Origin of the sequence: Gemelliphila asaccharolytica (assembly GCF_001553005.1) — a bacterium.
Taxonomy (GTDB): domain Bacteria; phylum Bacillota; class Bacilli; order Staphylococcales; family Gemellaceae; genus Gemelliphila; species Gemelliphila asaccharolytica.
Window position 1 is genome coordinate 5,574 of sequence record NZ_KQ959887.1, and the last position, 24,581, is coordinate 30,154.

A 24,581-nucleotide genomic window follows, 5' to 3' on the forward strand; every position below is an offset into this window, starting at 1 on the left:
AGATGGGATATATGAAACAGAATTTATAGACTTTACTGCTTTTGGGAAAATAGCTCAAAATATTTCAAATTACTGTGACAAGGGTAGTTTAATCAATTTAGTAGGTACGCTTAGCAATAATTCTTATACTGATAAAAATGGGATAAATCGTCATACTATAGCTATTACAGCTAATCAAGTTAATTTTTTAAGTAAAACTAACAAGAGAGAAGAAATAAAAGATGAAGAAGCAGTATTCACTTTGGGACAATAATATAAATCAAATATAAAAAATATGGAATAAAATATAAATATATGTTAAAATTAATAAGATATTTTAAAAAAAGAGGAAATCATGAAAAATATTATTTATATAGAAAATTTAGAAATATTTGCTTTTCACGGAGTTATTAAAGAAGAAAATGAATTGGGGCAAAAATTTATTTTTAATATCGAATGTGAATTGGATTATAAAAAAGCAATGATAAATGATAATTTACAAGAAAGTGTGAGTTACGCTGATATTGTAAAAGAAATTTATGAAGTGGTTACGGGGGAAAAATATAAACTCTTAGAAAAATTATCTTATGAGATAATAAAAAAAATATTTTTAAAATATAATTTAATAAGTAAAATAAGATTAAAAATAAATAAACCTAATGCACCCATACCTCAAATTTTTTCAAAATGTGGAACTTTTTTAGAAATAAGTAGAAAGGAATTTGAAGAAATATAATATGATAATATTAGGGATTGGTAGTAGTATAGCTCCAAAAGAATATTATTTAAAAGAAGCAATAAAAAATTTAGAAGCTAATGAGAAAATATCTGTAAGAAAAATAAGTAACATATATATAACTAAAGCATGGGGAGGAATTGCACAAAATACATTTTTAAATCAGTGTATAGATATTGAAACAACTTTGTCGCCAGTTGAATTGCTATTAGTCATCAAGAAAATAGAAAAACAATTAGGAAGAGTTAGAAAAAAACACTGGGACGACAGAACAATTGATATAGATATATTAATATATAATAATATAAAAATTAACACTGAAGATTTGACAATACCTCACCCATATATAACAAAAAGAAATTTTGTCTTAAAACCTATGCTGGATATTTGTGAAGATATTATTATTAATGATAAAAAATTATCGCAGTGGTTATCTGATATAAATGAAGGAATAGAAATTTATATTAATAAAGAGGGTAAGAATGTTTAATATAGGAAATGTAAATATCAAAAATAAGGTTGTATTAGCACCAATGGCAGGAGTATGCAATAGTGCTTTTAGACTGATAGCAAAAGAGTTTGGAGCTGGCTTGGTATGTGCAGAAATGGTAAGTGATAAAGGTATATTATTTAATAATAAAAAAACTATAGATATGTTGTACATAGATCCAAGAGAAAAACCATTAAGTTTGCAAATATTTGGGAGTGAAGCAGAAAGTTTGGTTAATGCAGCAAAATATGTAGATAAGAATACAGAAGCTGATATTATAGATATAAATATGGGTTGTCCAGTACCAAAAATAACAAAAAATGAATCTGGTAGCAAATTTTTACTTAGTCCTGATAAAATATACGATGTTGTTTCAAAAGTGGTGGATTCAGTAGAAAAACCAGTTACTGTAAAAATGAGGATAGGATGGGATGATAATCACATATATTTATTAGAAAATGCACTAAAATGCCAAAAAGCAGGAGCTAGTGCTATAGCTATTCATGGAAGAACTAAAGTTCAGATGTATAAAGGACTAGCAGATTGGGAATATGTAAAATTAGCTAAAAAAGAACTGGATATTCCTGTTATCGGGAATGGAGATATAAATACTCCAGAAATGGCAAAACAAAGATTGGAGGAAACCAATTGTGATGCTATAATGATAGGAAGAGCTGCATTAGGAAATCCTTGGATGCTATATAGAACAGTAAAATATTTAGAAACAGGTGATTTAATAGATGAACCAACACCTGAGGAAAAAATAAAAGTTTGCTTATTACATCTAAAAAGACTTATGAAATTAAAACCAGAAAAAGTAGCTGTTCACGAAATGAGAAAACACGCTTCATATTATATGAAAGGTATAAAAAAAGCTAGTAGAATAAAAGCAAAATTAAACTATTTAGAAAGTTACAAAGAAATGGAAGATTTAATGCTGGGATATTTAGAAAAAGAAAATAAAAAAATAATATTATAGAGTATAATAATAAAAATAATACAAAAAAATTTAAAAATTATGATAAAATTACTATATATGTATTATTTGTATTTAAAATATATTGAAAGGTTAGCACAAGATGAGAAGAAAAGTAAAAATTATAGCTACTTTAGGACAGAGTACAGATAAAAAATTAGAAAATATAATAAGTAATGAATTAGCTGATGCAGTATTGATAGATAATTATTATGGTTCTAATGAAGAAAATTCTGAAAGAATAAAAAAGGTTAAAGAACTAAGCAAAAATAAAAGCATATCAATAATATATGATTTAGACCATATATACGCACAAAATAAATATAAATTAATAAAAATAGATTTAGAAAATGTAGAATATGCAATAAAGGAAAATGTTGATTTTATAGCTACTCCTTTTATTTCTGGAATAGAAGAAATAAAAGAAGTTAAAAGTATTATTGAAAAAAGTGGTAAAGACATAGCATTAATAGTAAAAATAGATTCAAAAAATGCTTATCAAAATATAGACTCTATTCTTATAAATTCTGATGCCATAATGATAAATAGAGATGAGTTGGGAATGGATTTTCCATTGCAAGACTTACCGATAATACAAAAAGAGATAATTAAAAAAGCAAATTATTTAGGAAAAGAAGTTATAATTACAACTCAAATGCTTCAATCAATGGTCTATAACCCAAGACCAACAAGAGCAGAAGTATCAGATGTAGCAAATGCTACAATTGACGGAGTTGATGCGATACTATTAATAGATGAAACAGCAACAGGATATTACCCTGAAGAGGCATTAAAAACAATTAATAAGATAGTTTGTTATATTGACAAAAATTATAAAAAAGAAACAGAAAATTATGAATATAAAAACGTTGATATGGAAATATCTCATGCTATGTGTTTAACTTCAAAATATTTATTAAAACAAGCTAATGTAAAAAATATAGTAACATATACAAAATCAGGGAAAACAGCAAGATTTATAGCTAAATATAGACCAGAATCAGCAATACTAGCAATAATACCTAATGATAAGATAGCTAAAAGACTTTCTTTAACATGGGGTGTCTATACAAGTATAGAAGAGAAAAAATTAACTATGGAAGAAATGCTAGAAAAAGCTCCTAAATTATCAAAAGACAAAGGATTTGCAAAAAAAGGAGATTCAGTCTTAATAACTTTAGGAGGAGACTCTAAAGAGAAAAATTTTGCACCAACAGATTTTTTAACTGTAAAAGAAGTGAAATAAATATTATTTAATAAAATAGCAAGTAGAAGAAACTACTTGCTATTTTAAATGTTTTAATATATTAGCAAACAACGACATATATTTTGATTTTATATTTATAGAAAATTTATATAAAAAAATAATTAAAATACATAACAAAATAATAATATATTATACCATCAAATAAAATATAGTAGGTATACTATATAATTATTAATAAAATTGAAAAAAAACAAATAAAATGGTATAATTATTAGATGTAATAGATATTTATATTTATCTTTTAAACTTTTTTATATAATGTACTTAGGAGATTTTATGGAAAGAATTATAATAAATGGTGAATATATTACCTTAGCACAGCTTTTAAAAGTATTGTCTTATATTTCTTCTGGAGGACAAGCGAAATATTTTTTAGCAGATAATAAAATATTTGTAAATAATAAGCTTGAGCAAAAAAGAGGAAAAAAAATATATGACAAGGATATAGTTAAAATAGATGAAAAAGAGTATTTAATAATAGATGAAAGTTAATTCATTGAAGTTACTTTATTTTAGAAATTATGATGGAGTTAATTTAAATTTTCATTCTTCTCTTAATATTTTTGTGGGAAATAATGCAAATGGGAAAACTAACATAATAGAAGCATTATTTTTAATGTCTTTAGGTAAGAGTTTTAGAGCTAAAAGTGATGTTGAATGTATAAAAATAGGAGAAATGGCGACTTGTGTTTCTTGCAATTTAACAAAAGATAATATACAAAAAGATATAATGTTAGCTATAAACAATAAAGGAAAGAATATTAAAGTATCAGGAATAAAGAGAAATAAAATATATGAATTTGTGGGGGAACTTAACACAGTTTTATTCTCACCTGATGATCTCCAGTTGATAAAAGGATCTCCTAGTATAAGAAGAAGTTTTATTGATAGAGAATTTTACCAATTTTCTAAAATTTATCACAAATATTCACTAATTTATAAGCATATTTTGAAACAAAGAAATTCGTTTTTAAAAAATATGAGAAAAAACAAAAACGATAATAATTTAAAGTCATATTTAGAAGTATTATCGTTACAACTTGCTAAGTTATCACTATATATAACAAAAAAAAGATATGAATTTATACAAAAAATATCTAAAATAGCAAGTGAAAATGTTATGAAAATATCAGATAATAATGAAGTATTGGAAATAAGATATAAATCATCTATTTTAGAAGCGTTACAGACGCCCTATTCAAAAATAAATAGTATTGATGAGAAAATGGTATGTAATGCAATGATGGATAAATTTAAAGATGATATACTTTATGGAAGTACAAAAATAGGAATTCATCATGATGACTTAATATTTTTAATAAATGGGTTAGAAGCTAAAAAATATGCTTCGCAAGGGCAACAAAAAACCATAGTTCTAGCATTAAAATTAGCAGAAATAGAATTTTTAAAAAATTCAACTGGAACTTTCCCTATTTTGCTATTAGATGATGTTTTAAGTGAGTTAGATAAGATAAGACAAAAAAAATTATTAGACATAATAGATAGTAAAATTCAAACATTTATAACAACCCCAACATTAAATGATATAAAGAAAGAATTTTTAGAAAATTCTAATATATTTTATATAAAAGAAGGAAAAATCTATAACAATTTAGTTAGTGAGGAATAAAGATGAAAAAAAACAAGAAAAATCAAGAATATAATGCCGATCAGATTCAGGTTTTAGAAGGATTAGAGGCTGTTAGAGTAAGACCTGGTATGTATATAGGTTCTACATCTATTAAAGGTTTACATCATCTTGTTTGGGAAATAGTAGATAACTCTATAGATGAAGCGTTGGCAGGTTACTGCGATAAAATAAAAGTAACCATCGAAAAAGATAATTGGATAAAAGTAGAAGACAACGGAAGAGGGATACCAGTAGATATCCAAGAGCAAACAGGGAAACCAGCTTTAGAAGTTATTCTTACAGTATTGCACGCTGGTGGAAAATTTGGCGGTGGAGGATATAAAGTATCAGGAGGACTTCACGGAGTTGGAGCAAGTGTAGTTAACGCCTTATCTGAAAGACTAGAAGCATATGTATATAGAAATGGCAAAATCTATACTATGAAATTTGAAAGAGGAGAAGTAACTCAGAATATTAAAGCTATAGGAACAACAGAAAAAACTGGAACAACTATAAGATTTAAAGCAGATACAGATATTTTTCAAGATGGAATAGAATACGAATATGATGTCTTAAAAACAAGAATAAGAGAATTAGCATTTTTGAATAAATCAATAACTATTATCTTATCCGATGAAAGAAAAGAAGAAAAAAAAGAAGAACAATTTTATTATGAAGGTGGTATTTTAGAATATGTACAAATGATTAACAAAAATAAAAAACCACTACACGACCCTATTTATATAAGTTCTACCTTAGATGGAAAAGAAGTAGAAATATCTATGCAATATAACTCTGGTTACTCAAGTAATATACTAAGTTATGCAAACAATATAAATACTCACGAGGGAGGGACACACGAATCTGGATTTAAAACTGCTCTTACTAGAATAATAAATTCTTATGGAAGAAAAAACAATTTAATAAAAGAAAAAGAAACTTTATCGGGTGATGATGTTCGAGAAGGTTTGGTAGCGATAATATCAATAAAACACCCAAATCCCCAATTTGAAGGACAGACAAAAACTAAATTAGGAAATTCAGAAATGAGCACAATTACTAATAAATTGTTCTCAGAAGAATTTGAAAAATTTTTATTAGAAAATCCAAAAACTGCAAAAGTAATAATAGAAAAAGGATTGCAAGCGTCAAGAGCAAGAATAGCAGCTAAGAAAGCTAGAGAATCAACTAGAAGGAAAAACGCACTAGAATTTACTAATTTACCAGGGAAATTGGCAGATTGTTCTAGTAAAAACGCAACAGAATGTGAACTGTTTCTAGTCGAAGGGGATTCAGCAGGAGGAAGTGCCAAATTAGGAAGAGATAGTAAATTTCAAGCTATATTACCATTAAGAGGTAAAATCTTAAATGTAGAAAAAGTAAGAATAGACAAAGTATTATCAAGTGAAGAAATTCGTTCTCTAATTACAGCTTCTGGAATAGGAATAGGAGAAGGAAAAAATTTAGAAAAACTTAGATACGGAAAAATAGTAATAATGACAGATGCTGATGTTGATGGAAGCCACATAAGAACTTTATTATTAACATTTTTCTTTAGATATATGAAAGAACTTGTAGAAGAAGGACATATTTATATAGCAAGACCACCACTTTATGGTTTAAAAGTAGGTAAAAAAATATACTATTCATTCACCGAAGAAGAATTACAAAAAGATATTAAAGAATTTGCAAGTGATAAAAAATATAATGTTCAACGCTATAAAGGTCTTGGAGAAATGAATGCTCATGAATTGTGGCAAACAACAATGGATCCTCAAAATAGAAGAATGTATAAAGTCAATATAAATGATGCTCAAATAGCAAATAAAGCATTTGAAACTCTAATGGGTGAAAAAGTAGAACCAAGAAGAAAATTCATAGAAGATAATGCATTGAATGTAGTTAATCTAGATATTTAGACACAGATTAAGGGGAAAAAATGGAAGAAAAAAATATAACATTAAGAAATATTACAACTGAAATAGAAAATTCATTTTTAGACTATTCAATGAGTGTAATAGTATCACGTGCATTACCAGACGTAAGAGATGGATTAAAGCCAGTACATAGAAGAGTACTATATGCATTTAATGAATTAGGATTAACAAATGAAAAACCATTTAGAAAAAGTGCAGCTGTAGTAGGGGAAGTTATGGCAAAATATCACCCTCATGGTGATTCTGCTACATATGGTACTATAGTAAGAATGGCACAAGATTTTAATAGCAGATACCCCATGGTAGCAGGGCAAGGGAATTTCGGTTCTATTGACGGAGATAGTGCGGCAGCAATGCGTTATACAGAAGCAAAATTAAGTAAAATAGCTTCTGAAATGGTTAGAGATCTTAATAAAGAAACAGTAGATTTTCAAGAAAATTATGACGGTTCTCTAAAAGAACCAAAAGTTTTACCTGCTAGAATACCTAATTTATTAATAAATGGAGCCTCGGGTATAGCAGTAGGTATGGCAACAAATATACCTCCACATCATTTAGGAGAAGTAGTTGATGCAGTAGTCGCCCTTTGTGATAAACCAGAAATATCAATACCCGAATTGATGACGAAAATAAAAGGCCCAGATTTTCCTACAGGAGCTTTAATATTTGGACAAAGTGGAATATTAAAAGCATATAATACAGGGCGTGGTTCTATTGTAATGAGAGGAAAAACAAGAATAGAACAAATAAAAAATGGAAAAGAAAGAATAATAATTTCTGAAATACCATATCAAGTCAATAAATCGAAATTAGTAGAAAAAATAGCTGAATTAGCAAGAGAAAAGAAAATAGAAGGAATAACAGACCTTCGAGATGAGAGTAATCTAAAAGAAGGTATAAAAATAGTAATAGAACTCAAAAGAGATACAAATAGTAAAGTAGTATTAAATACATTATACAAATTAACTCCACTTCAATCATCATTTGGAGTAAATATGGTTGCATTAGTAAATGGTAAGCCAAAAACATTAAATCTAAAAGAAGTTTTATACTATTATTTAGAACACCAAAAAGAAGTAATTGTCAGAAGAACAAAATTTGATTTAAAAAAAGCTCAAGATAGGGCACATATTTTAGAAGGATTAAGAATAGCTTTAGACAATATTGACAAAATAATAGAACTTATAAAAGCATCTCAAACAACAAAAGAAGCAACAGAAGGACTTATAGAAAAATTTAATTTATCTGAAATACAAGCTCATGCAATATTAGAAATGAAATTACAAAGATTGACAGGGCTTGAAAGAGATAAAATTGAAAATGAGTATAATAAATTAATAGAACTTATAAAAGATTTAAAAGATATACTATCTAAAGGCGAAAGAGTTATAGAAATAATAAAAGAAGAACTTCTAGAAATAAAAGAAAAATACAAAGATAAAAGAAGAAGTGTTATAGTTCAAGATAAACTAGAAGAAATAGAAAATGAAGATTTAATAGAAGAAGAACAAATAGTAATATCGTTATCATATAATCAATATATAAAACGTTTATCAACAAGTACTTACAGATCTCAAGGACGAGGAGGTCGTGGAATAAATGGTATGACAACAAATGAAGAAGATAATGTGCAGTATATGTTAACTTGTTCAACTCATGACCATATACTATTCTTTACTGATAAAGGAAAAGTTTATACACTAAAAGGCTATCAAATAAATCAAATGAGTAGACAGTCTAAAGGTATTCCAATAATTAATTTACTTGACATAGAAAAAGGTGAAAAAGTAAGTTCAATGATAGCTATTTCAAATCTTAATGAGGAACATACAGGACTTGTATTTTCAACAAAATTAGGTATTATTAAAAAATCTAAACTAGAAGACTATGCAACAATAATGAAAAAAGGAAAAATAGCACTAAAACTAGATGATGAAGATACATTAATAGATGTTCAAAAAGTAACAAAAGGCGAAGATATAATAATAGTAACAGCCAAAGGACAAGCAATAAGAATAAAAGAATCAAATGTTAGAATAATGGGACGTTTAGCAAGAGGAGTTAAAGGTATAAAATTATCAACAGGAGACTATGTAGTTTCAATGCAGATAATAAATAATGATAAAAAAATTCTAACAGTAACAGAAAATGGTATAGGAAAAATAACTAAAGCAAGTGAGTTTAAAATAACAAATCGTGGTGGAAAAGGAATAAAAGTAGCTAGAATAACTAAAAAAACTGGTAATATCGTAGAGGTTAAATCAGTAGATGGAACAGAAGATCTTATGATAATGACAGATCAAGGCATAATTATAAGAATGGATATATCAAATATAAATACATTAAGTAGGACAGCTACAGGAGTAAAATTAATAAACTTAGTAGACGGACAAAAAGTAGCTACAGTAACTTTAGCAGAAAAAGAAAAATTAGAAGAAACAGACGAATAGAAGAATCAATGTTATAGCAAAGAGGTGACTGAATTGACTATTAAAAAATTAGAAAATTCAAACAACAAAGGTATTATAGAAGAAGAAATAGAAATTTTAACAAATATATTAGATGAGGCAATAAAAAAAGTTTCGACTGAAGAAACAATAAAAAAATTAAAAAAAATAAAACAATTAGCTGACAAGTCAGACTATAAACAATTAAAAGAAATAATAAAAACATTGACAAACGAAGAAATAGGAGTTGTATCAAGATATTTTGCACTACTACCCCTATTAATAAATATTTCAGAAGATGTAGATTTAGCTTATGAGATAAATTATAAAAATAATGTTGAAGAAGAATATTTAGGAAAATTGTCAAAAACAATAGATAAAATATCTGACAGTAAAAATGCGAAAACAATATTAGAAAATGTAAATATAGTACCAGTATTAACAGCTCATCCAACACAAGTTCAACGAAAAAGTATGCTTGATATAAACAATAAAATCCATAAGTTATTAAGAAAACACAGAGATGTAAAATTAGGCTTAATAAATAGAGATAAATGGTACGCGCAATTAAGAAGATATGTAGAAATAATTACACAAACTGACCTTATTCGTGAAAAAAAATTAAAAGTAACTAATGAAATCAGCAATGTAATGGAATATTACAATATATCGTTATTAAATGCTATAACTAATTTATCAATAAAATATAAAAAATTAGCTAAAGAAAAAGGTATATCTATAAAAAAAGCAACTCCTATAACTATGGGAATGTGGATAGGAGGAGATAGGGATGGGAATCCTTATGTAACAAGTGAAACCTTAGAAATATCTGCCAAATTACAATTTGAAGTAATAATTAATTATTATATAGAAAAAGTAAATAAATTGTATAGAGCATATTCAATGTCAACTAACTTAATGGGAACAAGTAAAAAATTGCAAATTTTGTCAGAGATGTCTACTGATAATTCTGAGTTTAGAGAAAAAGAACCATATAGAAAAGTTTTATATGAAATAAAAGGCAAATTAAAAAATACAAAAGAAAAATTATTATCATCAAAACAAGATATAGAAAAACAATACTACTTAAAAGCTGACGAATTTAAAGATGATTTAATTATTTTAAAAGACTCTTTAGAAGAAAATGGAGGTCAAAGTTTAATCTTTGGAGATTTAGAAGAATTATTACAAGCAATTGACACGTTTGGGTTCTTTTTAGCAAGTATAGATATGCGACAAGATTCTAGCATACATGAAAAATGTGTAAGTGAATTATTAAAATCAGCTAATGTAGAAAAAAACTATTCTGACCTTAGTGAAGAAGAAAAATGTAAAATACTATTAAATCAAATAGAAAATGAACCAAGACTACTATCTGCTACAAATGTTCCTAAATCAGAATTATTATTAAAAGAATTGTCAATCTTTAAAAAAGCAAGACTATTAAAAGACAAGTTTGGTGAAGGAATAATAAAACAAAGTATAATATCACATACAACGAGCGTATCAGATTTGTTAGAACTAGCTGTAATGCTAAAAGAAGTAGGACTTTTAGATAAAGATTTTTCAAGAATACAAATGGTTCCTTTATTTGAAACTATTGAAGATTTAGAAAATTCTGTAGAAGTAATGAAACAATACTTAAATCTTAATGTAGTAAAAACATGGATAAGTGATAATAATAATTATCAAGAAATAATGCTAGGATATTCTGATAGTAACAAAGATGGTGGATATTTATCTTCAGGATGGTCACTTTATAAAGCACAAAATGAACTTTCATCTATAGGTAAAAAATATGGAATTAATATAACATTTTTCCATGGAAGAGGAGGAACAGTTGGACGTGGAGGAGGCCCAAGTTATGAGGCAATAATTTCACAACCACTAGGAAGTTTAAACAATAAGATAAGATTAACTGAACAAGGTGAAGTTATCGGTACTAAGTATGGTAACAAGGATTCAGCATATTATAATTTAGAAATGTTGATTTCAGCAAGTATAGACAGAATTATAGGTAAAGAAAATATAGAAGAAGAAAAAGCCTATTATGAAAAAATAATGGATACAGTGGTAGAATACAGTTATCATGCATATAGAGAATTAGTTTTCAAAAATAAAAACTTCTATAACTATTTCTTTGAAGCAACTCCAATAAAAGAAATATCAAGTTTAAATATAGGGTCAAGACCAGCTGCAAGAAAAACAATAACAGAGATATCAGGACTTAGAGCTATACCATGGGTATTTTCATGGTCACAAAATAGAGTTATGCTTCCTGGATGGTATGGAGTAGGAACGGCATTTAGTAAATATATAAATAATAGCAGTGAAAATTTACAAACACTTAAAAAAATGTATAAAAGATGGCCATTTTTCAGATCCCTTTTATCAAATGTAAATATGGTATTATCAAAAACAGATATGGAAATTGCAAAAGAATATGCTCAGTTATGTAAAGAAAATGAAACAAAAGAAGTTTTTGATATAATATACAAAGAATGGTTACTTACTAAAAAAATAGTTTTAGCTATTCAAGGGCATAACGAGCTATTAGAAGATAACGAATATTTAAAATTTAGTTTAAAAAACAGAATTCCATATTTTAATGCTCTAAACTTTATTCAAATAGAATTAATAAAAAGAGATAGAATTAATAAAATTTTATCAACAAATCAAAAATTGATTCATATAACAATTAACGGAGTGGCGACAGGACTTAGAAATTCTGGATAATTTAAAAATGTTATAAAAAAAACGTTGATAAATTATTTTTAAGCACAGACAACTAAAAAAACCAAAAAAGAAATATCAACACAAAGACAAAAAACTTGTTTTTGTAGTTGGTATTTTTTTTTTTTTATGAATTACAAAATTAAACAGTATAGTTTTAAATTTTTTTTTATAATTTTTTTAAGGCAAGACTATATTTTTTTTGATGATTTTTTATAAAATATAGTCTATAAAGTGTTGACTTTTATAAAAAATAAAAAAATATTATATAATTAAACTATATAATTTATTATTCCTCATTTATATTTATTGTCATTTAAAAGGTTGACAATTATATATATATATATAATTAAGGTTAATAGTGTTTAATGAATTTAACATTAATATAATAAAAAAATTACTATATTAATATTATTATATTTATTATTTTTTAAAAAATATTATGAGAAATTCTGGATAATTTAAAAAGAAAGAAGGGAAGCAGTTGTGTTTAAAAATAAAATTAGTAAAATTTTGACTTTCTCCATGATTTTAGTTATTATTTTAACTCAAATTTTAACTCCTACTTATGCTTTTGCTAGCGACAAGGCGAATTCAAAAGCTAAAGAGGTCACACAAAATAATTTAAATAATAATGAAAATAGTTATGAAGATAGTGAAATTAATAGTGAAGCAGAAACAAGTAATGGCATAACGACTTTACCAAAAATAGCTTTAGAAACAGATAAAAATATATCAAGTGATAGTTCTTTACCAGATACGATAGGAGAAAATAAAATAGAACGTTTCTCGCTACAATGGATAACTAAAGATAATGATAGTGATGAAAACTGTCTTAATAATGTCTATAAAGATAATAAAACTAAAAGTATTTCTTTTGGTATTATTTATGCACTATCAGGTAAAGGAAATTATGATATAGGAAAATTAAATATAGTTTTACCTAAAACTATTTTTAAAAATAGAAATGGAGAAAAAATAGGCGATATTAAATTTGGTATTCCTAAATTACCAGATAGAAATGATAATTTTGCATATCAAGAAACAGAAGACTCCTACATAATAACAAACACAAAAAAAATATCTGCAGCTGCTAGTGGTGGTATAGAATGTACAATTTATAATTTAACACCGTCAGAAATTAAGGATATTGCTACTTCGTATATAAGTGAACCAATATTTGCAAATTTAGAAATAGAAACTACTAAAGGAACAATAGGGAAAAAAAGTAATTCTTTAAGATCTACTATAGATACCGATACTAAAATATATGAAGCACATCTTACACATGATAATTATGAAACAGTAAAAAGCAAATTTCCTAATTCTTGGGATTCATCTCTTAAACCAGAAAATCCAGATAATTATTATTATGTAAAGTACAATACTTATGCTAATAGTAAGGCGAATCAGTATTTTGATGTTGACCTTGATATTAATGTAAGAAACAGTGAAGATAGTAGAAATGCAATAATTTTAGGATATAGAAATAATAAAAATGGTAAAGTTACAAAAGGAGATGGGTCAGGTAATCTTAGTGTAAATATTGAAAAAAATAATTATGTAGATGATGGAAGTAACTTTGCAGGAGAAATTTATGTAGCTTATCCAATACAAGATTTTACCTATAATAGAGAATATAATTTAGGCTCTTCAGTTCAGTTTACAATGAGAGGGGTAGACGACGGAAAAGTAACAAAAGCAAAAACAGAAGATTTAGTTTTATTTAAACCAGCATATATTGATCATCCTGAGGGGCAATTTTACGTTGAAAAACAAGGTACAGGAGATGAAATAACAACTTCTTTTAATAAATATGATTTAGAAGGTATTTATGATATAGCCCTAAATGAATTAAGAGATGGGAAAAGCGTTGATACAAGTTTTGATATAGAAACTCGTGCTTGGGCTCCTTTGCATACGCTGAAAAAAGATGGTGACTTTAGAAAAATAAGTGATTATGGACAGTCAACCTATAAATTAATTACAGAAGATTTTAAAACAACATTTAATTATAAAGATAGAGAGTTGACAAGTGATGATTTTAGTATAAAAGCACTAGATTTAGCAAAAAAACCTTTAGCTGAAAATGTTTCATCTTTTTCAGATGGAAATACATTTACAAACAAATTAACAGGGATTGAATTTACTACATCAAAAAAAATAAGAAAAATATTTAATTTTTCTCTAGCAGATGATAGGGATATACCTATTACAAATATTTTTGGAAAGATAAATAATTCTGATACGTGGATAAAACTTGGTAGTGTTGATTATACAAATGGTATAGCTATAATAAATCCAGAAAATGGATCAACTGTCGATGGAACGAAATTGGTTTTTCCTGAAAATATTACAGACTTTAAAACTGAAGTAGATACTAAGATAGTACATTATGTTCACGATATAAAAGCAATTTTCACTATAAAACCAAGTGAAAATATTTTAAAAGAAGTTAATAGCAAGTATGGAAATAACAAACTTTCTATGACTCGTTTTACAAATAAAATAAAATTAAGAGTCGAGTCAGAGGAACAAGGAAGCGGATTTGTAAATGAATATACTGCAAATAACATTTTGACTGATTTTTCATATGGAATTAAGCCTGAAAAAAAATTGATTAATTATTCAAATGATCAAAAACATAAAAGAATAGATTTAGAATATGAAATAGCAAGTAAAATTCAAACAAATATAACTTCTAAAAAGGCATTGAAAACCGTTAAAGAAAAAGGTTATATTAAAGACCAAAAAGAAGGAGTATTTTACGAACTTCTGCCCAAAGGAGTAAATCCAATAACAGACTCTATAAAACCCGTAAGAAAAGGAGATAGTATAACATCGGTCAAAGCATATGAAAACTATCAAAATTCAGGCAGAATAATGCTTGAAATACATTTAAAAGAAACTCCAGATTACAAATACGAGTATAGAAATGAAAAGAGTATTCTAGGTATGAAAGGATACTACGACCGACCTGCAGTAAGATTTAAGGCACAGTATACTTGGATGAATCATAGAATTTATAGTCCTATATTATCCTGTATAATGGCTTATAAAAGTACTGAAAAAGTAGGCAATACTGAAGGTTTAGAGAGTGAAACTAATGTTTTTTCAAATAAAAATAAATTTACAAAAGAAGCATTTGAAACAGAAGAAGAAAAAAACATCTTTAACTCCTTAGGAGAGGGTAACTATGTCTATGCAAGAGATTATTCTGATGTTGATGTTCCAACAAGTTATGTAACTACTCTTTTAAAACAGGTAGATGTTAATGATGAAGGATTATATAATGACGGTCTTGATAATATTTTAAGTAAGAATGTTTATGAAAATGGTAAGTATTCTTATTCTATAAGCATAAGAAATTCAGACATTCAGGCCAGCAAAGACATAGTATTTTATGATAATTTAGAAAAATATAAACCTCAAAAAGATAGTGATGACTATGGCGATATTCAGTGGAGAGGGATATTTGATAATGTCAATACAGACTCTTTAAAAAAATTAGGAGTAGAAGCTGTAATTTACTATTCTACGAAAGATAATTTAGTGCTAGATGATGAAAACAACCGAAAAGACAATGATTTGACAAATACTGATATTTGGTCAAAAACGATGCCAAAAGACAAAAGTAGCATAAAAGCTATCGCTATAGATGCGAGAAAAACAGTCAAAAATGATGATTTCATTTTAGATAAAAATCAGTCAATAGACTTAATTATTAATATGAGAGCTCCCAAAGTTTCTGACAAAAGATATTATGATAAAGTTTTGGAAAAGGATCAAAAAGAAGTAGGCTTTGTAGGAGGAGCTCATGCTTATAATAACGCAGTAATGACTTGTAGACATATTTCACTAGATAATGGAAACATTACTGATAATTTACTAATTCGTAATGATTATACAAAAGTTGGTTTGAAGCCCTATAATATAAGCGTGAAAAAAACTTTTGATGATGAAAATAATCGTGACGGTGTAAGAGAAGATAAGGCGATTATTGAATTAGTAGGCAATGGCACACCTACTGGGAAAAAATTAACTCTTAGTGAAAAAAATAATTGGGAAGGTACATTTAGCGAGTTACCATATTTAGATAAAGAGGGAAATGTAATTTCTTATACATTTAGAGAAATAAATAATCAGAAATATACTTTAAAAGTAAATAGGGATAATAATTCTACTGATAATAAATATAATCTAGTTAATTTTCACTCGCCAGAAAAAATAAAGATTCAGGGAGAAAAACACTGGGTAGATAAGACGGAAGAAAAAAGACCCCAGTCAATTCTGATAACTTTAAAAGCAGATGGGAAAGAAATTGATAATAGAGAAGTAAAACCCGATAGCGAAGGAAAATGGAAATACGAATTTGATAATTTATATAAATACCGAGATGGTGGTAAAAAAATAAAATATACTGTAGAAGAAAAAAATTATATAACAGGATATGTTAGTGAAGTCAAAGACTTTGATATTGTAAATACTTATCATCCATATGCAAATGTAATTGTAAAAAAAGAAGTTATTGATCAAACAGAAAAAGCCAAGGAATTAAATCCCGATTTCACTTTCAAATTTAACCTAACAGATAGCGAAGGTAATTTAATTTTTAAAGAATATGAATATACAACTAACTTAGGGCAAAGAGGAAAAATTTTCTCTGGTAATGAATTTAAATTAAAAAAAGATGAGCAGATGACCATAAAAAATGTGGATTCTGAAACTTCAGTAGAAGTAAAAGAAATCAAAAAGCCAAGTGGTTACAAAAATGTAGAAAGTCCTCCAGAAAAATTAATTCAAGCGGGAAAAGATGTAGAACTAAAATTTATAAATAAATATGCCACTTTCGGTAGAACAACTCTAGAATCTACCAAAAAACTTGTAGGAAGAAAATTATTAAATAAAGAATTTAGATTTGACTTATTATTAGATGATAAAGAAATAGACTCAACATACAATGATAAAAATGGAAAAGTAATTTTTAATAATTTAGAATATTCTAATAAAGATGCAGGAAAAACATATACTTATAAAATAAAAGAATACAATAATAATCATGCTGGTATAACTTACACAAATGAGATTTCACAAGTTGATGTGAAAGTATCTGATGATGGAAAGGGAAGCATAAGTGTAGAAAAAAACTATGCTGATAAAAATTTTGTATTTACTAATAAATATAATGCAACAGGAAAAGTAAACTTAAAAGCTTGGAAGCAAATAAAAGGGGATTATAATAAATTAGGTAAGTACGATTTTGAATTGTATGATGATAAAAATAATGTAGTAGCCACAGGAACAAATGATGAAAATGGAACAATCAACTTTTCTGACTTAGTATATAGTGAAAAAGATGCAGGAAAAACTTTTATATATACGGCAAAAGAAAAACAAGGTAAAGATGATTCTATAATCTATGATAAAAGTACAATAACCTATAAGGTAGAAGTTATTGATAATCTTGATGGGACTTTAAGTTTTAATACTAGTGTAGTAGATAATAAAACAGATGATAAAAATAATGATTCTACAACTCCACTTTTTGTTAATGAATATAAAAATGGGAAATTAACAGTAAGGAAAAATGTCCTAAATGGTGATATTAATAAAGAATTTAGATTTAAAATAAAATTCAAAGGTGAAAATATTCCTAATGGAAAATTTGATTTAAATAAAAAAAATAATGTTTCTTCACTGAATAAGGTGAAAAAATTCTTCACTGATATATTTAAACCAAAAGAAGCTCATGCTGCAGAGAGATATCCTCCAGAAGGGGAAGTTGTCCATTCAGGGTATTTAAGTGGAGATGTAAAATATGAAATTTATGAAAATGGTCATATGGTTATATCTTCAATAGGAAATTCTGGAACTTTACCAAAATTTTCAGACTATGATTATGATAATGAGTTTGGGTATAGGAAGTACAAAGATAAAATAAAATCAATAAGTTTTTCTGGCGATGTAAAAGCAAACGTCATATCTGATGATTTATTTCGTGATTTAGACAAAGTGGTTTCAATTGATACAACTAATCTCGATACAAAAAGAACAACTAGTATGGGGTCTATGTTTTCCGGCTGCGAATCACTAAAAGAACTAGATGTAAGTAAATTTGACACTTCAAAAGTAACAAATATGCAGGCTATGTTTGTCGACTGCCAATCACTAAAAGAACTAGATTTAAGTAATTTTGACACTTCAGAAGTAACAGATATGCAGGCTATGTTTGCCGGCTGTAAATTACTAGAGAAGTTAGATGTAAGTAATTTTGATACTTCAAAAGTAACGAATATGAGCTATATGTTTGACGGCTGCCAATCACTACAGAAGTTAGATTTAAGTAAATTCGACACTTCAAAAGTGACGGAAGCTAGGGATATTTTAGAAGGGGACGAATCTTTAATTACTTTGTCATTGCCTAATTTTAAACCTGAAATATCTTGGAAAATACTTAACTCTTTATCAAAATCACTAAAAAAATTAGATGTAAGTAAGGTTAATTTTAGTAGTTTAGGTGATATAGATTTGCAAAATTTAGATTCTTTAGAAGAAGTAGTTGTTCCTTCTAAATTAATGTTAAGAGAGAAAAAATATTTTCCAGTAAAACTTAATGGAACTTTCATAACAGATGATGGGGAAGTTTTCGCTCCAGATAAAGATATTTTTTCTTTTGGAAAAACAACCTTAACCAAAAAAGGTTTATACTACACTATCAAATTTGTGACAGATACTGGAGAAAAATTTGCTCCAATAAGGTTAAAAAAAGATGAGGAGAAAAAATTACCAACTCCAAAAATAAAAAAACCAGGATATAAATTTTTAGGTTGGTCTACAACTCAAGATAAAAAAAATATAGTTACAGATATAAAAACCTTAACTCAGGCAGATAAAAATGATATAACTCTTTATGCAGTATGGAAAGAATTAGAAACAAATATTAACATAAAAGATGGAGAAGCAGAATTTATGCTTTCAGCTGATGAACAAATTACATTAGACAATTTACCAGCTGGCATAAGTTATGAAATATATGAGGAGCAAGAAGAGGGCTGGGTACTTGTAAAAGAAGAAAATACTAATGGTACTATTGAGCCAAACAAAGAAACTATAGCGACCTTTACAAATGATTATAGACCACAGTCGACTCAAGCAAAAGTTCAAGCGAAAAAATTACTTAATTCAGCTCCTGCTAAAGGATTTGAGTTTGAACTATTAAAAGAAGGACAAGTAATAGATAAAGCTACTTCACTAGCAGATGGAAGTATTACCTTTAATACTTTAACATTTGATACAGCAGGAACTTTTAATTATCAAATAAGAGAAGTGAAAGGTAATGATCCTAATATAAATTATGATTCAGCTATTAAAAATGTAAAAATAGAAGTAACAGATAATGGCAGAGGAAAAAAAGAAGCGAAAGTAACATATACTGATACACCTACATTTAATAACACGACAAAATTAGGAAAATTAGAAATTAAAAAAGAAGTTATAGGTACAACTGATAAGAGTAAGGATTTTACATTTGAAATTTTAATAAATGGAAAAAAACAAAACATTACTTTAAAAAATGGAGAATCTAAAACTATAGATTATATACCATATGGAAGTAGCTATGAAGTAAAAGAAATAAATTTACCTAAAGGCTATGTAACAGCTGAAATAGAAAATGCAAGTGGTGTAATATCTTCTTCTGAAATAACAGTTTTAGCAAAAAATAAATATAATCCAATAGGAAATGTGCAAATTAAAGCAAAAAAAGTGCTAGAAAATAAAGATTTATCTAATGGGGAATTTGTCTTTGAACTATTAGATAGTAATGATAATGTTTTAGACACGGCAAAAAATGATAGAGATGGAAATATTTATTTTAATTCTCTAGAAATAAAAGAAGCAAAAAATGCCAAATACAAAATAAGAGAAGTTCAAGGGAATGAAAAAGATATAGTCTATGATAATCATGAAGAAATAGTAAATGTAACTGTTACTGATGACGGAGAAGGTAACTTAACGGCTAGGGCGCAATATGACGATGATGGAGCTATTTTTACAAACAAATATAATGTAGAAAAAATACCAAAAATAGAAAATGAAACAAACTTTACAATAACAAAAAAATTAGAAGGTACATCTACAGATAAAGAATTTGAAGTCAAAGTCGATATAAAAAAAGATGATAAAAAAATTGAAAATGTATTCTCATATACTTCTAATTTAGATTCAAAAGAATATGAATTTGTTTCTGGAGAAAAAGTAAAAATCAAAGGAAATGAAATATTAACATTTAAAAAAGTTCCATTAGGAGCAAAAGTAACCTTAACTGAGGACTCTTATCCAGGATATACAGTCAAAGAGGATTCTATATTAGAAAAAGTATTAGAAGATAAAGAAAATAATTTAAAAATAACAAATGTTTATCACGCTAATGGAAAATTAGAACTAAAAGCTAAGAAAGAATTGTTGGGGGGTAATATAAAAGATTATAATTTCGACTTTTTACTTATTAATGACGGAGACGTGTTAAGTAAAGTAAAAAATGATGAAAATGGGAATATAGATTTTAATTCTATAAAATTTAATGAAAAGGACATAGGTAAAACTTATGAATATCTCGTTATAGAAGATACGGGATATAACAGCAATATAAATTATGATAAAACTGAATATAAATTTACCGTAGAAATAAAGGACAATGGCGATGGTACTTTAAATCTCATTAAAAAGGGAGAATATAAAAATATAACTTTTAAAAATAGTATAAAACCTATATTACCTATAACAGGAACAAGAAAAGGAATAGGGATATTAATAGGACTATTTAGTTTATTATTAATAACTTTTGTAAGAAAAAAATTTAATTTAATAAAACTGATAAAAAGAGAAAAAATGTGAAAGAAAAATTTTTCATCTTTAAATTAAAATATAAAAAAAATAAAAGGAGAATTAAAATGAAAAACATATACAAAAATATAGGGAAGATTACCATATCACTAGCATTACTATTTGCAGTAAGCCCTGTGACATATTTAGGAAATGCAAGCAAAGGAACAACTGTAACCTTGCATAAATTAGCTTATCAAGATTCTGTTACGGAAGTAAATAATACCGGTGGAGAAATTGATTTAAATAGTTTTGGACAAAAAGTAAGAAATTGGAACAAAAACAAAGATGGTGTTGTGAAATTTACTGCTTATAAATTAGATAAAAAACAATTAAATACAGATAAAAAAGCTCAAAATATAGCAAATGAAGTAAGTGATGCTATTAAAAATAATGTTGATTTACCTTATGGAGCAGAAGCAAAAGGAGAAGTAGAAGTAGATGATAATGGTAATGTAAACTTTTCTTCTTTAGATGATGGAACTTATGTATTTGTAGAAACAACATCATCAGACATAGTAAAACAAACTGCAAAACCTATGCTTATATCTCTACCTATGAGTGATGCAGAAGGAAAAACTAATTTAGAAAATATTCACTTATATGCAAAAAATAAAATAAATCCTATAGAGATTAAATTTACAAAATATGTCAAAAAATTTGGAGAACAAGTTTCTATTTTACAAAATAATCAAAGTGGATTTTCACTTTATAAAGGAGAACCAGGTCAAGGTACATTAATTCCAGATTCATACCAAGATTTAACAAGTGGAAGTATAACAGTAACTGACCTCTTAATAGGAAAATACTATTTTGTGGAAGAAAGTAAAATAGACCCACAAAAACCAAATTACGGACCAGATAACATAATTTATGATAAAGATGTTACAAATAATACTAATAATAAACTTACATTTGAGTACACTAATGAAGGGAAAATAGTTTTCCCAGCAGATTCATTATTAAGTGAAGGGAAAAAAGTAGTCAATTATACAAAACCAAATGTTGAAAAAACTGTAGATAAAGAAGATGTAGCTTTTGATGAAGATATTAATTTTACAATTAATACTCAAATACCAGATAATATAGATAAATATGAAACTTATTCAGTAAAAGATACTCCAGATGAATCTTTGAAAATTAATGCAGATAGCGTAAAAGTAGGATATGATGAAAAAGGTGAATTTAAAAATGTAGCATTTACAAAAGATTTTCAAAATAATATTTTAACAGTAACACCTGATTTAACTGCAATAAAATCACTAGCAGGAAAAACATTGAAAATAACTTATACTGCAAAATTAGATAAAGATAAAGCTCAAACAGGTCAAGATATAAATAATAAAGCAGAATTTGATTTTAATAATGGTGTAGTAGTAGAAAAAAACACTTCAGAAAAATCAGTAAAAACATATGAAGCAAGTCTAGAAAAAACAGATAGTGGAGTATTTAATACCGGAGTTATTAAACAAGGATTAAAAGATGCAAAATTCATACTAGCAAAAGCAAATTCAAACGATAAAGGGAATATTACAAAATATTTAAAAATCGACAAAACAACAAAAGAATATACATGGGTAGACAATAAAGATGATGCTACAGAGTTATCTACTGGTGAAAATGGTATTTTAAACGTAAAAGGGCTAGCTAATGGACATTACTTCTTTATAGAAACAAAAGCTCCAACTGGATATAATATGAATAGTAATCCATATAACCATTTTGAAATAAAAGATGCAAGTGCTATTAATAAAAATCAAGTAAAAGTAAGTAATGATAAAAAACCAGATAAGCCTATGACAGGTACAGAAGTTACCTTAATAGTAATAGCTGTATTGGCCTGTGTAGTAGTTATTACAGTTGTAGTGAAAACTTGTCAAAGAAGAAAAAGATAATAATGATAAAAAAAAATTTATCTAAAATAATATATTTAGTAGTAATATTATTATGTGGTTATTTTTTATATCATTCAAAAATAACAGAAGTAAAAAATCAACAAAAATATATAGAAGAATTCGAAAAAAATGAAGTCTCTAAGGCTAAAGACAAACCATTTTCTTTAGCCTTAAGACCAATAGGAATATTGTATGTTCCAGAAATAAACTTGATTATTTCAGTATTTGACAATGCAAGTGAAAATTCTATATCTAAAGGTGCTGGTTTAATTAGGGGAACAGGTACCCTTAAAAATGAACATGATAATAGTGTTTTAACTTCCCATAATGGAGATTCTGGGAAAGACTTATTTATAAATGTACCTAAATTAAAAGTACATAATAAATTTTATTTAAAATTGATTGATAAAAAAATTTATGAATATAATATTATAAATACTATAGAAGTAAGTCCACTTGATGAAGAAAAGAATTTTTTGAAACCAAAAGATAATGAAACATATGTGACTTTGAGAACCTGTACGCCTATAGGTATAAATGACAAAAGATTTTTAGCAACAGGAAACTTAATAGGAGAGGTAGACTCCATTCCTAAAGGAAAATTTACTTTGTCATTATATGAAAAAGCACTTATATTTATATTATTAATATGCATTTTATTAATTATTTTAGACATAAGAAAGGATCTTAAACAATATGCGAAAAATAGTTAGTTTATTATTATTAATTATGTTATTTTCAAGTAATAATGTTTATGCTACAGATCTTTCAGTACAAAAATTATATTATGAGAACAGTGAAGATTCTTCTAGTATAGAATTATGGAATAAGGCAAAATTTGGAGAGGTAGCATTTAGTTTATATAAAGATGACTGTTTAATAAAAAAAGATGTAGCTATAGATGAAAATGGAAGAGCATACTTTGGAGAAATAGCAGAAGGGAAATATAAAATAGTAGAAACAAAACATTCTAATATCTGTAAAATAAATTCTAAAGATGTAATAGTTGATACAACAGGCAGAGAAAAATTAGTTATTTATCCTAAAAATGAATTTGGCACAAAAATAATTGAAAATATAATTAAAAAAGAAAATAATAATGAAAACAAAGAAAATTACGAAAAATTAAAAGAAAACAATCTTTTGACTTCAACAGGTATTTTTGCAAAAAATGGAATAATGGGAATAATACTATTATTATTAATTTTAATAATCATAAAAATTAAAAAAACAATATTAAAATAATAAAAGATATTATCATTTAATTTAGCATTATTTTGTATTGAAATAGACTCTTTTTAGCTAATTTCAGCTAAAAAAAGTCTATTTCATTTTTTAATATAAAATATCAAATTACTTTTACTATAGTAACTAGAAGATAAAAAAATTTTTTTTGAAAAAATAAAGAAATGTCACTTGAATTTTAATAAAAATAGAAAAAAAATATTTTTTTAATTTTTCTATATTATTACTAATAAATAAGTTCTGATATAGAATTTATTTTTTCATAACAACAAAAAATAGTTAAAATATTTCATATAATTTATAATGAGTAAAAAAAGACAGCAAGGAAAAGTATAAAAAAAAATAAAAAAACATCTTGACAAA

14 protein-coding genes are annotated in these 24,581 nt (G+C 26.4%); all 14 read left to right on the forward strand.

Going from position 1 to position 24,581, the window contains the following annotated elements; genetic code table 11:
- The coding region (locus tag HMPREF1871_RS06050; RefSeq protein WP_083505639.1) for a single-stranded DNA-binding protein at positions 1-253 on the forward strand (253 nt) is incomplete at its 5' end.
- An 81-nt stretch (positions 254-334) separates the two neighbouring features.
- The gene (gene folB, locus HMPREF1871_RS04025; protein ID WP_066130329.1) at positions 335-715 is read left to right on the forward strand and encodes a dihydroneopterin aldolase; all 381 of its coding nucleotides are present in this window, start codon (positions 335-337) and stop codon (positions 713-715) included.
- Positions 702-1,205, forward strand: a complete 504-nt coding sequence (gene folK, locus HMPREF1871_RS04030) for a 2-amino-4-hydroxy-6-hydroxymethyldihydropteridine diphosphokinase (protein WP_232297364.1) — start codon at positions 702-704, stop codon at positions 1,203-1,205. The genes folB and folK overlap by 14 nt, the downstream gene beginning before the upstream one ends.
- A complete protein-coding gene (gene dusB / locus HMPREF1871_RS04035) occupies positions 1,198-2,184 on the forward strand; it encodes a tRNA dihydrouridine synthase DusB (RefSeq protein WP_066130331.1) in 987 nt (328 codons plus the stop codon). Before folK ends, dusB begins: the two co-directional genes overlap by 8 nt.
- Positions 2,185-2,284: 100 nt before the next feature.
- A complete protein-coding gene (locus HMPREF1871_RS04040) occupies positions 2,285-3,427 on the forward strand; it encodes a pyruvate kinase (protein ID WP_066130333.1) in 1,143 nt (380 codons plus the stop codon).
- Positions 3,428-3,724: 297 nt separating this feature from the next.
- Entirely contained in the window at positions 3,725-3,940 is a 216-nt protein-coding gene (gene yaaA, locus HMPREF1871_RS04045; protein WP_066130338.1) for a S4 domain-containing protein YaaA, read from the forward strand.
- Positions 3,930-5,078, forward strand: a complete 1,149-nt coding sequence (gene recF, locus HMPREF1871_RS04050) for a DNA replication/repair protein RecF (protein ID WP_066130341.1) — start codon at positions 3,930-3,932, stop codon at positions 5,076-5,078. Before yaaA ends, recF begins: the two co-directional genes overlap by 11 nt.
- Before the next feature lie 2 nt (positions 5,079-5,080).
- On the forward strand, positions 5,081-6,997 hold the full coding sequence (gyrB, locus tag HMPREF1871_RS04055; RefSeq protein ID WP_066130344.1) for a DNA topoisomerase (ATP-hydrolyzing) subunit B: 1,917 nt from the start codon (positions 5,081-5,083) through the stop codon (positions 6,995-6,997).
- A gap of 20 nt (positions 6,998-7,017) precedes the next feature.
- Positions 7,018-9,465 (forward strand): DNA gyrase subunit A, encoded by a 2,448-nt coding sequence (gyrA, locus tag HMPREF1871_RS04060; protein ID WP_066130347.1) that lies wholly within the window; start codon positions 7,018-7,020, stop codon positions 9,463-9,465.
- 24 nt (positions 9,466-9,489) lie between these two features.
- On the forward strand, positions 9,490-12,198 hold the full coding sequence (ppc, locus tag HMPREF1871_RS04065) for a phosphoenolpyruvate carboxylase (RefSeq protein ID WP_232297365.1): 2,709 nt from the start codon (positions 9,490-9,492) through the stop codon (positions 12,196-12,198).
- 483 nt (positions 12,199-12,681) lie between these two features.
- The gene (locus tag HMPREF1871_RS04070) at positions 12,682-21,090 is read left to right on the forward strand and encodes a Spy0128 family protein (protein WP_066130352.1); all 8,409 of its coding nucleotides are present in this window, start codon (positions 12,682-12,684) and stop codon (positions 21,088-21,090) included.
- A gap of 56 nt (positions 21,091-21,146) precedes the next feature.
- On the forward strand, positions 21,147-22,973 hold the full coding sequence (locus tag HMPREF1871_RS04075; protein WP_157058061.1) for an isopeptide-forming domain-containing fimbrial protein: 1,827 nt from the start codon (positions 21,147-21,149) through the stop codon (positions 22,971-22,973).
- 2 nt (positions 22,974-22,975) lie between these two features.
- A complete protein-coding gene (locus tag HMPREF1871_RS04080; RefSeq protein ID WP_066130356.1) occupies positions 22,976-23,686 on the forward strand; it encodes a sortase in 711 nt (236 codons plus the stop codon).
- Entirely contained in the window at positions 23,670-24,218 is a 549-nt protein-coding gene (locus HMPREF1871_RS04085) for a prealbumin-like fold domain-containing protein (RefSeq protein WP_066130359.1), read from the forward strand. Before HMPREF1871_RS04080 ends, HMPREF1871_RS04085 begins: the two co-directional genes overlap by 17 nt.
- The last annotated feature ends 363 nt before the right edge of the window (positions 24,219-24,581 follow it).

Bases quoted from the DNA above. Each gene is read 5' to 3' on its own strand.
- folB (WP_066130329.1), top strand. From the start codon at position 335: ATGAAAAATATTATTTATATAGAAAATTTAGAAATATTTGCTTTTCAC.
- dusB (WP_066130331.1), top strand. From the start codon at position 1,198: ATGTTTAATATAGGAAATGTAAATATCAAAAATAAGGTTGTATTAGCA.
- HMPREF1871_RS04040 (WP_066130333.1), top strand. From the start codon at position 2,285: ATGAGAAGAAAAGTAAAAATTATAGCTACTTTAGGACAGAGTACAGAT.
- yaaA (WP_066130338.1), top strand. From the start codon at position 3,725: ATGGAAAGAATTATAATAAATGGTGAATATATTACCTTAGCACAGCTT.
- recF (WP_066130341.1), top strand. From the start codon at position 3,930: ATGAAAGTTAATTCATTGAAGTTACTTTATTTTAGAAATTATGATGGA.
- gyrB (WP_066130344.1), top strand. From the start codon at position 5,081: ATGAAAAAAAACAAGAAAAATCAAGAATATAATGCCGATCAGATTCAG.
- gyrA (WP_066130347.1), top strand. From the start codon at position 7,018: ATGGAAGAAAAAAATATAACATTAAGAAATATTACAACTGAAATAGAA.
- HMPREF1871_RS04075 (WP_157058061.1), top strand. From the start codon at position 21,147: ATGAAAAACATATACAAAAATATAGGGAAGATTACCATATCACTAGCA.
- HMPREF1871_RS04080 (WP_066130356.1), top strand. From the start codon at position 22,976: ATGATAAAAAAAAATTTATCTAAAATAATATATTTAGTAGTAATATTA.
- HMPREF1871_RS04085 (WP_066130359.1), top strand. From the start codon at position 23,670: ATGCGAAAAATAGTTAGTTTATTATTATTAATTATGTTATTTTCAAGT.